The sequence below is a fragment of the Longimicrobiaceae bacterium genome (assembly GCA_035696245.1).
In the GTDB taxonomy this organism is placed as follows: domain Bacteria; phylum Gemmatimonadota; class Gemmatimonadetes; order Longimicrobiales; family Longimicrobiaceae; genus DASRQW01.
In genome coordinates this window covers 1-10,848 of record DASRQW010000219.1, presented here as the reverse complement: position 1 = coordinate 10,848, position 10,848 = coordinate 1, and the positions used below count along the sequence as shown (strand labels likewise).

Sequence of the window (10,848 nt, the reverse complement as noted above, 5' to 3'; positions counted from 1 at the left end):
ACCAGAGCCGCTGCTGCGCGAACGACACGGGGAAGACGTAGACGTCGTCGTTCCCCCCGGCCGCGGCCGGCGCCTCCATCGGATCCAACATCGCCTCCGTCATTCCGTCACCCTGAAGTACCGAGTTCCCGGCAGCATCACGTACATCGTCCTCATCGGCGCCGGAGGTGCCTGGCGGTTGAAACCGCGGCAACAACGGCGCGAAGCCCGCCTGCGCGGGCTACTGCCGCACCATCCCCGCAAACACATCCACCTTTGCTACGATGAGCCAGGGCTCCGCACCGAGGCCACTCTACCCGCCCTCCCGCAGCGCGCAGCGCGAGTCGCCACCGCACCGGCCACGAGTAGGCCCACCCGGGCACCATCACCCCATCCACCGTGGACCCCGTTTCTTCTCCCGCTTGCGGGAGAGGACAGGCGAGTTTTACGAGCCAGGTGAGGGCCTCTCAACCCTCCCCGCCCGCGCGGCTCTCCGCGCATCTGCCCTCGCTCGCCCCTTCTGCACCGTCACCGTGTCGTCGGGCTCGCCTTCGCGGAGATGTGCGGCGAGCGTGCGGACGGTGGGGAAGCGGAAGAGCGACACCATCGGGACGGGGCGGCCGATCTGCTCCTCGATGCGGGACTGCACGCGCGCCAGGAGGAGCGAGTGGCCGCCGAGCTCGAAGAAGTTGTCGTTCACGCCCACGCGGTCCACCGCCAGCACCTCGCGCCACACGGCGGACAGCATCTCTTCCACCGCGCCCTGCGCGGCCACGAACTCCGCGGCGGCGCCCAGCGAGGCGTCGGGCGCGGGGAGGGCGCGGCGGTCCAGCTTGCGGTTGGGCGTGAGCGGCAGCGCGGGCAGGGCCACGAAGTACGCCGGCACCATGTGCTCCGGCAGCCGGTCCGCCACGAAGGCCCGCAGCGTCGCGGGCGACACGTCCGCCGTGCCGGACGAGGGGACGACGTAGGCCGCGAGGCGCAGGTCGCCCGCGTCGGAGGGGCGGGCGATCACGGCGGCCTCGGCGACGGAGGGATGCGACCGGAGCACGCTCTCGATCTCCCCCGGCTCGATGCGGAAGCCGCGCACCTTAACCTGCTCGTCCAGCCGCCCGAGGTAATCTACCGTGCCGCCGGCCAGCCAGCGCCCGCGGTCGCCCGTACGGTACATCCGCGCGCCCGGCTGGGCCGAGTAGGGATCGGGGACGAAGCGCTCCGCCGTGAGGCCCGGGCGGCCGAGGTAGCCGCGCGTGACACCAGCGCCGCCCACGAAGATCTCGCCCGGCACGCCGATGGGCGACGGCTCGCCCGCAGCGTCCAGCACGTAGGCCCGCACGTTCGCGATGGGCCCGCCGATGGGCGGCCGCCGCTGCCCGTCTCCCCCGAAGCCGATGGTGGCGCAGACGGTGGTCTCCGTCGGCCCGTAGACGTTCAGGTAGCGCCGCCCGGCCGCCCAGCGCCGCGCCACGTCCGCCGGGCACGCCTCGCCGGCGGAGGCGATGGTCGCGAGCGCGGGGAAGTCCGCGTCCGGCATGGCGCCGAGGACGGAGGGCGGCACCTTGGCGAAGGTGATCCGCATCTCCCGAAGCGTGGTGCGCAGCGGCTCGCCGGGCATGAGCGACTCGCGCGGGGCGACCGCGAGCGTGGCGCCGGAGAGCAGCGCCGGGAAGATCTCCGACACCGACGCGTCGAAGCTGTACGACGCGAACTGGAGCACCCGGCTCTCGCGCGTGAGCCCGAAGGCTTCGATCTGCGCGCGGACGAGGTTGCACACGCCCGCGTGCGGCACCATCACGCCCTTCGGCCGCCCCGTGGAGCCCGACGTGTAGATGACGTACGCCAGGTTCGATGGATCGGCATCCACCGGAATCCCCGCATCTCCCGCCGCCTCGCCAGCATCTACCGAAGCGGTTGCGTTGTCGGGTGATGCGACGTCCAGCGGCGCGTCGAGGAGGACGACGCGGGCGGTGTGCTCCGGCAGGTTCGTGGCGAGGTCGCGCATGGTGAGGACGACACGGGCGCCCGAATCCTCCAGCATGTACGCGCGCCGCTCGGCCGGGTAGGCGGGGTCGACGGGCAGATACGCACCGCCCGCCTTCATCACGCCGAGCATCCCCACGACCATCTCGGCAGACCGATGGACGGAGATCGCCACCGGCACGTCCGGCCCCACGCCGAGCGTCCGGAGATGCCGCGCGAGCCGCCCAGCCCGCGCATCCAGCTCCGCGTACGTCAGCACGGTGTCGCCGAAGACGACAGCCGTGGCGTCCGGCGTCTCTCGCGCCTGGGCCTCGAAGAGCGCGTGGACGGTGGATGCGGGGCCGAGGTCGCGCTCCGTCCGGTTCCACTCGCGCAGCACCGTCTCCCGCTCGTCCGCCGCGCTGAGGGGGATGCGCGAGATGCGGCGGTTCGGGTCCGCCGCGACGGACTCCAGCAGGGTGGTGAGATGGTCGAGTAGACGCGCGACCGTCTCCGCGTCGAACAGGTCGGTGCTGAAGCTGAGCGCCAGGTGCACGCCTTCCGGATGCTCGGCGGCGTTGAGCGTCAGGTCGTACTTCTGCGTGTCGCGCGGCACGTCCATGGGCGCGAACTCGGTGCCCTGGAGCGGAGCGGCGCCGGCCAGCGTGGGCGCGTTCTGCAGCACCATCATCACCTGGAAGATGGGCGCGTGCGACAGGCTGCGCTCCACGTGCATCTCTTCCACCAGCTTCTCGAACGGAAGCTCCTGGTGCGCATACGCTCCCAGCAGCCCCTCGCGCACGCGGCCTACCAGCTCGCGGAAGGTGGGATCGCCGGAGAGGTCGGTGTGCACGGCCAGCGTGTTGATGAAGAGGCCGATCAGCGCCTCGGTCTCTTCGTCCATCCGCCCGGCGATGGGCGTGCCGACCACCACGTTCTCCTGCCCCGCCCATCTGCCGAGCACCGTCTTGTACGCGGCGAGCAGCACCATGAACAGCGTGCCGCCGTCGCGCCGCGCGAACGCCGTGAGCGCGTCCATCGTGGCGCGGGAGAGGTCCGCGCGCACGGTGGCGCCGCGGTACGTCTGCACGGCCGGGCGCGGGCGGTCGTACGGAAGGTCGAGCACGGGCGGAGCGCCCGCGAGGTGCTGCTTCCAGAACGCGAGCTGCCGCTCCAGCCCTTCGCCCGCCAGGTGCTCGCGCTGCCAGACGGCGAAGTCCGCGTACTGGATCGCGGGCTCCGGCAGCGGCGATTCGCGGCCCTCGCGGAACGCCTCGTACAGCGTGTTCACCTCGCCCATCAGCACGCCGATGGACCAGGCGTCGCACAGGATGTGGTGCATCGCCAGCGCGAGCACGTGGTCCTGCGGGGCGATGCGGACCAGCGTGGCCTGGAAGAGCGGCCCGCGCTCCAAGTCGAACGGACGGGTCACCAGCTCCGCGACCTTGGCCTGGACCGCTGCCTCGCGCTCTTCCTCCGCGACGTCGCCCAGCTCCACCACCGGCAGCGGCACCGGGCGCGGCGACGCGATGGACTGCACCGGCTGCCCGTCCACCACCGCGAACGTGGTGCGCAGCGTCTCGTGGCGGCGCACGATCTCGCTGAGCGCGGCCTCTAGCGCGGGCACGTCCAGCGGGCCGAGCAGGCGGACGGGCAGCGGGGTGTTGTAGAAGGTGCTGCCCGGCTCCAGTCGGTCCAGGAACCACAGCCGCTGCTGCGCGAACGACACGGGAAAGACGTAGACCTCGTCCTCCTCGTCCGTTCCCGGCGCCAGCGTGGTTCCGTCCATTGTCGCGTCCATCATGAAGCCATCGAGAGAAGTTGCGGGCCAACCGTTCGCGCCCGTAGCCGCATCTGCGCCGCGGATGCCGTTGTTGTCAGGAGATGTGGATCGGCGCCCGGGGGTGCCGCGCGGTCCAGACGCGCGGCAACGCGGCGGCGGGCGGTTGAAACTGCGGCAACGACCGCGCAAAGTCCCCCTGCGGGGACTAACGGCTACGGCTTGCGGCGGCGAGGTCGCGGGGCGACGGGTGATTCGCCGCAGCATTGCCCTGGCGGCTAAAGCCGCGGGCTACGGCGCGAAGCCCGCCTGCGCGGGCTGCTGCCGCACCATCCGCGCGGATCCAGTTGCCGTCGCTGCCGCGCCGGGGGTATGAAACCCCCGGCTATGAACTGCGGTCGTCCTTCGGACGAAGGCCGTAGCCGGCCGCACCGCCCTCGCCCCCGCAGCGCGCAGCGCGCAGCGCGAGTCCGCCACCGCATCGGCCGCGAGGAGGCCCGCCTGGGCACCACCACCCCAGCCACCGTGGACCCGTTCCTTCTCCCGCTTGCGGGAGAGGGCAGGCGAGTTTTACGAGCCGGGTGAGGGCCGTCTCCCCCTCACCTCCGCTCCCGCCGCCGGTCCCGCGATTCCCGCCGCGCCGCCGCGCGCTCCCGCCCGCGTTCCGTCGTCTCCACGCCGTCGTCCGCGTCGCGGGCGATGAAGTCCGCGAGGAGGCGCACGGTGGGATACTTGAACAGCGACACCATCCCCACCTCGCGCCCCAGCTCCGTCCGGATGCGCTCGTGCACCTGCGCCAGCAGCAGCGAGCGCCCGCCCAGGTCGAAGAAGTTGTCGTGGGCGCCCACCCGCTCCACCCCCAGCACCTCGCTCCAGATGGCCGCCAGCGTCTCCTCCAGCGGCGAGCGCAGGGGCGCGAACGTCCCGCGCTCCGCATCGCCCGCGTCGGGTTCCGGAATCGGCAGGGCGGCGCGGTCGATCTTGCCGTTGGGCGTGAGCGGGAGGGAATCCACCACCACGAATGCGCCGGGCACCATGTACTCCGGCAGCCGCTCGCGCAGCGCGGAGCGGATCTCCGGCACGGCGGGCGCCGCGCCCTCTTCCGCGACGAGGTAGGCGGCAAGGCGCACCTCCCCCCGCGCGTCCGGCCCGGCGACGACGACGGCCTCGGCCACCGCGTCCGCCTCGCGCAGCAGCGACTCGATCTCGCCCAGCTCCACGCGGAAGCCGCGCACCTTCACCTGGTCGTCCGCGCGCCGCAGGAACTCCAGCTCGCCGTTCGCGCGGCGGCGCGCGCGGTCGCCCGTGCGGTACAGGCGCGCGCCGGGGCGGGCGGAGAACGGGTCCGGGACGAACTTCTCCGCCGTCAGCCCCGGCCGACCCAGGTAGCCGCGGACCACGCCGGCGCCGCCCAGGCACAGCTCGCCGGGCACGCCCACGGGCACGGGCTGCCCCGCATCGTCCAGCACGTATGCGGTGTCGTTGTCCACCGGCAGGCCGATGCTGATCTCCCGCTCCGCCCTCCCGGCGCCGTCCGCGACGACGGTGAAGGTCGCCGCGACGGTCACCTCGGTGGGCCCGTACGAGTTGTAGAGCACCACGCGGGGATCGACCGCCTCCTGCCAGTCCGCCACGCGCTCCGGCAGCGCCCGCTCGCCGCCGATCACCACCAGCCGTACGCTCTCCGGCAGCGGCAGCCCGTCGGCCGCCATCGCGGCTGCGACCTGGTGCCAGTACGCGGTGGGCAGCGACAGGGCTGTGATGCCCCACTCGCCGCACAGCGACAGGAACGCCGCTGGCGATGCGATCATCGCGTCGGTCCGCAGGACGAGCGTGCCGCCGGTGGCGAGCGGCGCGAACAGCTCCTCCACGCTGGCGTCGAAGCTGATGTTCGCGAACTGGAGGAAGCGGTCCGCCGCCGTCAGCGCGTACTCGCGGGCGGCGAAGCGCGTGTAGTTCGCCACGCCGCCGTGCGGCACCAGCACGCCCTTGGGCTTGCCCGTGGAGCCGGACGTGTAGATGACGTACGCCAGGCTCTCCGCGTGGACCGGCACGGCGGGATCGGTAGATGGGCGGGCGGCGATGGCCTGCGCATCCGCGTCCAGAAGCACCGGGACGACGCCAGGCGGCAGCCGGTCGGACAGGTCCAGCGTGGTGAGGGCGATGCGCAGCCCCGCATCTTCCGCCAGGTACGCCAGGCGCTCCGCCGGGTAGACAGGGTCGAGCGGCACGTACGCCGCGCCCGCCTTGAGGATGCCCAGCAGCCCCGCCACCATCTCCGGCGACCGCTCCAGGCACACGCCCACGCGCGACTCCGCCCCCGCGCCCAGCGCCGCGAGATGGTGCGCGATGCGGTTCGCCTGCGCGTTCAGCTCCGCGTACGTCCCGCGCTCGCCCGCCTGCTCCAGCGCGACTGCATCCGGCGTGGCGGCGGCGCGCGCCTCGAACAGCCGGTGCACGGGCGACGCGTCCGGCCACTCGCGCTCCGTATCGTTCCAGCGGCCCACGGCCTCCTCCCGCTCGTCGTCCGACAGCATCGCCAGGCGGGAGATGGGAGCGTCGGGCGCGGAGGAGGCGGACGCGGCCAGGGCGGAGAAGTGGCCGGCCATGCGGCGCACCGTCTCCGCATCGAACAGGTCGGTGTTGTACTCGAACGCCGCGCGGATGCCGTCCGGCGTCTCCACCGCGGTGAGGGAGAGGTCGAACTTGGCGGTGTCGATGTCCGTGCCGATCTCGCTGAAGCGCAGGCCGGGCAGATCCAGCCCCTTGAGCCCCACGTTCTGCAGCGAGAACATCACCTGGAACACGGGCGTGTGGCTGGTGCTGCGCTCCACGGCCAGCTCGCCCACCAGCTTCTCGAACGGGAGCTCCTGGTGCGCGAAGCCGCCCAGCGCCGCCGCCCGCGCGCGCCGCACCAGATCGCGGAACGTGGGATCGCCGGACAGGTCGCCGCGCAGCGCCAGCGTGTTCACGAAGAATCCGATCAGCGGCTCCGTCTCGCCGTGCGCGCGGCCGGCGATGGGGGTTCCGACCACCACGTCGTCCTGGCCGGACCAGCGGGACAGGAGGAGCTGGAAGACGGCCAGCAGCACCATGAACGGCGTCGCCCCCTCGCCGCGGGCCAGGCGGTCCAGCTCGTCGCCCGTGCCGCGCGGCAGGTCGAACCACTCCAGCGCGCCGCTGAACGTCTGCACCGGGGGGCGGGGACGGTCCGTGGGCAGGTCGATGGCCGCGGGCGCGCCGGCCAGGTGCCCGCGCCAGTAGCCAAGCTGCCGCTCCAGCTCGTCGCCGCTCAGCCACTCGCGCTGCCACGCCGCGTAGTCCGCGTACTGCACCGCCAGCGGCGGCAGCGGCGACGCATCGCCCGCCTTGAACGCCTCGTACAGCGCGCCAAGCTCGGCGGAGAGCACGCCCAGCGACCACCCGTCGCCCGCGATGTGGTGCATCACCAGGACGAACGCGTGCTCCTGGGGCGCCAGGCGGAGCAGCGAGGCGCGGACGATGGGGCCGCTCGCCAGGTCGAAGCGGCGCCACGACTCCGCGGCGGCCACGTGGCGCGTCTCCTCCTCGCGCTCGGCAGGCGGGAGATGCGAGAGGTCCTGCACCGGCAGCGGCAGGACGAGGTCGTCCGCCACGTGCTGCACCGGCTCGCCGTTCACGACGGGATAGGTGGTGCGGAGGACGTCGTGGCGCGCGACGATCTCGTTGAGCGCGCGTCGCAGGGCGTCCACGTCCAGCGCGCCCTCTATCCGCAGCACCAGCGGCAGGTTGTACGCGCTGCCGGTGCTCTCCATCTGGTCCAGGAACCACATCCGCTCCTGCGCGAACGACAGCGGCACCCGCCCGCCGTGCTCCCGCCGCACGATGGGCGGCGCGCGCCCGTCGTCGCCTGCCGCGAGGGCGGCGTCCACGCGCGCGGAGAGGCCGGCCACCGTGGGCGCCTCGAAGATCGCGCGCAGCGGCAGCTCCACGCCGAACGCCTGGCGCACCTTCGACATCACGCGCGTCGCGATCAGCGAGTGGCCGCCCAGGTCGAAGAACCCGTCCTCCACGCCCACCCGCGGCGCCTCCAGCACTTCCGCCCAGATCGCCGCCATCGCCCGCTCGGTCTCCGTGCGCGGCGCCACGTACTCGCCCCCGGCTTCGGCGTGCTCCGGCGCGGGCAGCGCGCGGCGGTCCACCTTGCCGTTCGCCGTGAGCGGCAGCGCGTCCATCCACACGAACGCCGCGGGCACCATGTGCTCCGGCAGCGTCCGCCGCAGCCACGCCCTCATCTCCTCCGCCGAAAGCACGTCCGCAGATGCGGAATATGCCTGCGCTTCGGAAGATGACGACGCGTCGGAAGATGCTGCCGCTTCGGTCGATGCGGCTGCTTCGGGATCCTCGGTCGATGCGGGCGACTCGGCAGATGCGGCGCCGTCCGCTGCCGCGACGACGTAGGCTACGAGGCGCTTGCCGCCGCCCGCGTCCTCGCGCGCCACCACGGATGCGCTGCGGATGCGCGGATGCGCGGCGAGCGCCGCCTCGATCTCGCCCGGCTCGATGCGGAAGCCGCGGATCTTCACCTGCTCGTCCATCCGCCCCAGGAACTCGACCGTTCCGTCCGCCAGCCACCGCACCCGGTCGCCGCTCCGGTACAGCCGCGCATCCCCACCTGCCGAGAACGGGTCCGCGACGAACTTCTCGGCCGTCAGGTCCGGACGGTTGAGATAACCATGCGCCAGCCCGTCGCCGCCGATGTACAGCTCGCCCGGGACGCCGGCCGGAACCGGCTGCATCGCGCGGTCCAGCACGTAGATGCGCGTGTTCGCGACCGGCCGGCCGATGGGGATGCTGCCCCGCTCCACATCTCCCGGAACGACGGTGTGGCAGCAGGTGAACGTCGTGCTTTCCGTCGGCCCGTAGCCGTTGATGACGCGCAGATGCGGATGCGCCTCGATGACGCGTCGAACGTGCGGCACCGAGAGCACGTCTCCGCCCGCGAGAAGCTGCCGCAGCGCGCCGAGGTCGTCCAGCCGCTCATCCACCATCTGGTGGAAGAGGCCAGCCGTCAGCCACGCGGTCGTGACCTTCTCGCGCACCAGGAAGCCGCCAAGCTCCTCCAGCGAGGGCGTATGGGGCGGGAAGACGGCCAGCGTGGCGCCGTTCAGCAGCGCGCCCCACACCTCGAAGGTCGATGCGTCGAACGCGATGGGCGCAAGCTGGAGGAAGACGTGATCCGGCCCGAAGTCCGCGAAGTCGTTCCCGCGCACCAGCCGCACGACGGCGCGATGCGGGACGGCGACGCCCTTCGGCTGGCCCGTGGAGCCGGACGTGTAGATGACGTACGCCGTCGCCTCCGCGGGCACGGCGACGTCGGGAGATGCGGGGCTCTGCGCCGCGATCCGCTCCGCATCTGCCGAGAGGGAAACAACGGCGCCGGCGAAGGACGAGAGCGCGGCCGGGACGACATCATCCACGAGCAGGACCGAGACGGCGGAGTCAGCAAGCATGAACGCCAGGCGCTCGGCCGGATAAGCCGGGTCTAGCGGCACGTACGCCGCGCCGGCCTTCAGGATCGCGAGCAGCGCCACCACCATCTCCGCCGAGCGCTGCATCGACAGCCCCACGCGGCTCCCGGCGCCCGCGCCGAGCGACTGGAGATGCCGCGTCAGACGGTTGCTCCGCGCGTCCATCTCCGCATACGACAGCCGCGCATCTCCCGCTTTCACCGCCAGCGCATCGGGCGTCTCCGCAGCCTGCGCGGCGAAGAGCGCGTGGACGGACGAGGTGCGCGGGTAGTCCGTCGCGCGGCCGCTCCACTCGTAGACGATGCGCCGCCGCTCATCTCCCGAAAGCAGGTCCACGGCGGAGAGGCGGCGCTCCGGCGCGGCGGTCGCGGCTTCCAGCAGGGTGCCGAACTGCTCGGCGAGACGGGCGATGGTGCCCTCGTCGAACAGGTCGGTGTTGTACTCGACCGTGCCGGAAAGGCCCTCCTCCGTCTCCATCATCGAAACGGTCATCTCGAAGCGGGACGTGCCGGTGCCCGCATCCACCATCCCCAGCTCCACACCGCCCAGGCGCAGGCCGCCCATCTCCGCGTTCTGGAGCGCGAACATCACCTGGAAGACGGGGCCGTGGGCCAGGCTGCGCTCCACGTTCAGCTCTTCCACCAGCTTCTCGAACGGGACCTCCTGGTGCGCGAAGGCGCCCAGCGTCGTCTCCTTCACGCGCCCCAGCAGCGCCGCGAACGTCGGGTCGCCCCCGAGGTCCGCCCGCAGCGCGAGCGTGTTCACGAAGAAGCCGATCAGCGGCTCCAGCTCCGCGCGCACGCGGCCGGCGATGGGCGTGCCCACCACCACGTCGTCCTGGCCGGACCAGCGCGCCAGCAGCGCCTGGAAGGCGGCGAGCAGCACCATGAACGGCGTCGCGCCCTCCCGGCGCGCCACGTCGCCCACGGCGGCCTGGAGCGACGCGGGAAGGCCGAAGCGGTAGATGGCGCCGGGGAAGGTTTGCGTCGCGGGCCGCGGCCGGTCAGTCGGAAGCTCCAGCAGCGCGGGAGCGCCGGCCAGAGCGCCGCGCCAGTACGCGAGCTGCTCGTCCAGCGCGGCGCCGCTCAGGTGCTCGCGCTGCCACGCCGCGAAGTCCGGGTACTGCACCGCCAGCGGCGGCAGCGGCGACGGGCGGCCCGCGCCGAACGCCTCGTATAGCGCCGTGAGCTCGCGCACGAAGACGCCCATGCTCCACCCGTCGCTGACCACGTGGTGCATGGCGAGCAGCAGCACGTGCTCCCGCTCGCCGAGGCGGAGCAGGCTCGCGCGGAAGAGCGGGCCCGCCGCCAGGTCGAACGGCCGCGTCGCCTCTTCCGACGCGCGGCGGTGCACCTCCGCCTCGCGCGCAGCTTCATCGGACGCCGGGACGTCCTCCACCGGCAGTGTGAAGGGCTGTGCGGGGGCGACGACCTGCACCGGGCGCCCGTCGACCGCCGCGAAGGTGGTGCGCAGCGACTCGTGGCGGGCCACGATCTCGCCCAGCGCCGCATCCAGCGCCCGCACGTCCAGCGCGCCGGACAGGCGCAGCGCGGCGGGCATGTTGTACGCGGCGCCGCCGGGCTCCATCTGGTCCAGGAACCACAGCCGCTCCTGCGCGAA

The 10,848-nt window shown here is 72.8% G+C and carries 2 protein-coding genes; both read right to left on the bottom strand.

Annotation, left to right across the window (positions count from 1 at the left end; translation table 11 throughout):
* Positions 1-424: 424 nt before the first annotated feature.
* Positions 425-3,742 (bottom strand): amino acid adenylation domain-containing protein, encoded by a 3,318-nt coding sequence (locus tag VFE05_10305; protein ID HET6230448.1) that lies wholly within the window; start codon positions 3,740-3,742, stop codon positions 425-427.
* Positions 3,743-4,317: 575 nt separating this feature from the next.
* Positions 4,318-10,848, bottom strand: a 6,531-nt coding sequence (locus VFE05_10300; protein HET6230447.1) for an amino acid adenylation domain-containing protein, incomplete at its 5' end; no start/stop codon positions are given.

Excerpts from the sequence above, each read along its gene's own strand:
- VFE05_10305 (HET6230448.1), bottom strand. The coding sequence starts at position 3,742 with ATGATGGACGCGACAATGGACGGAACCACGCTGGCGCCGGGAACGGAC.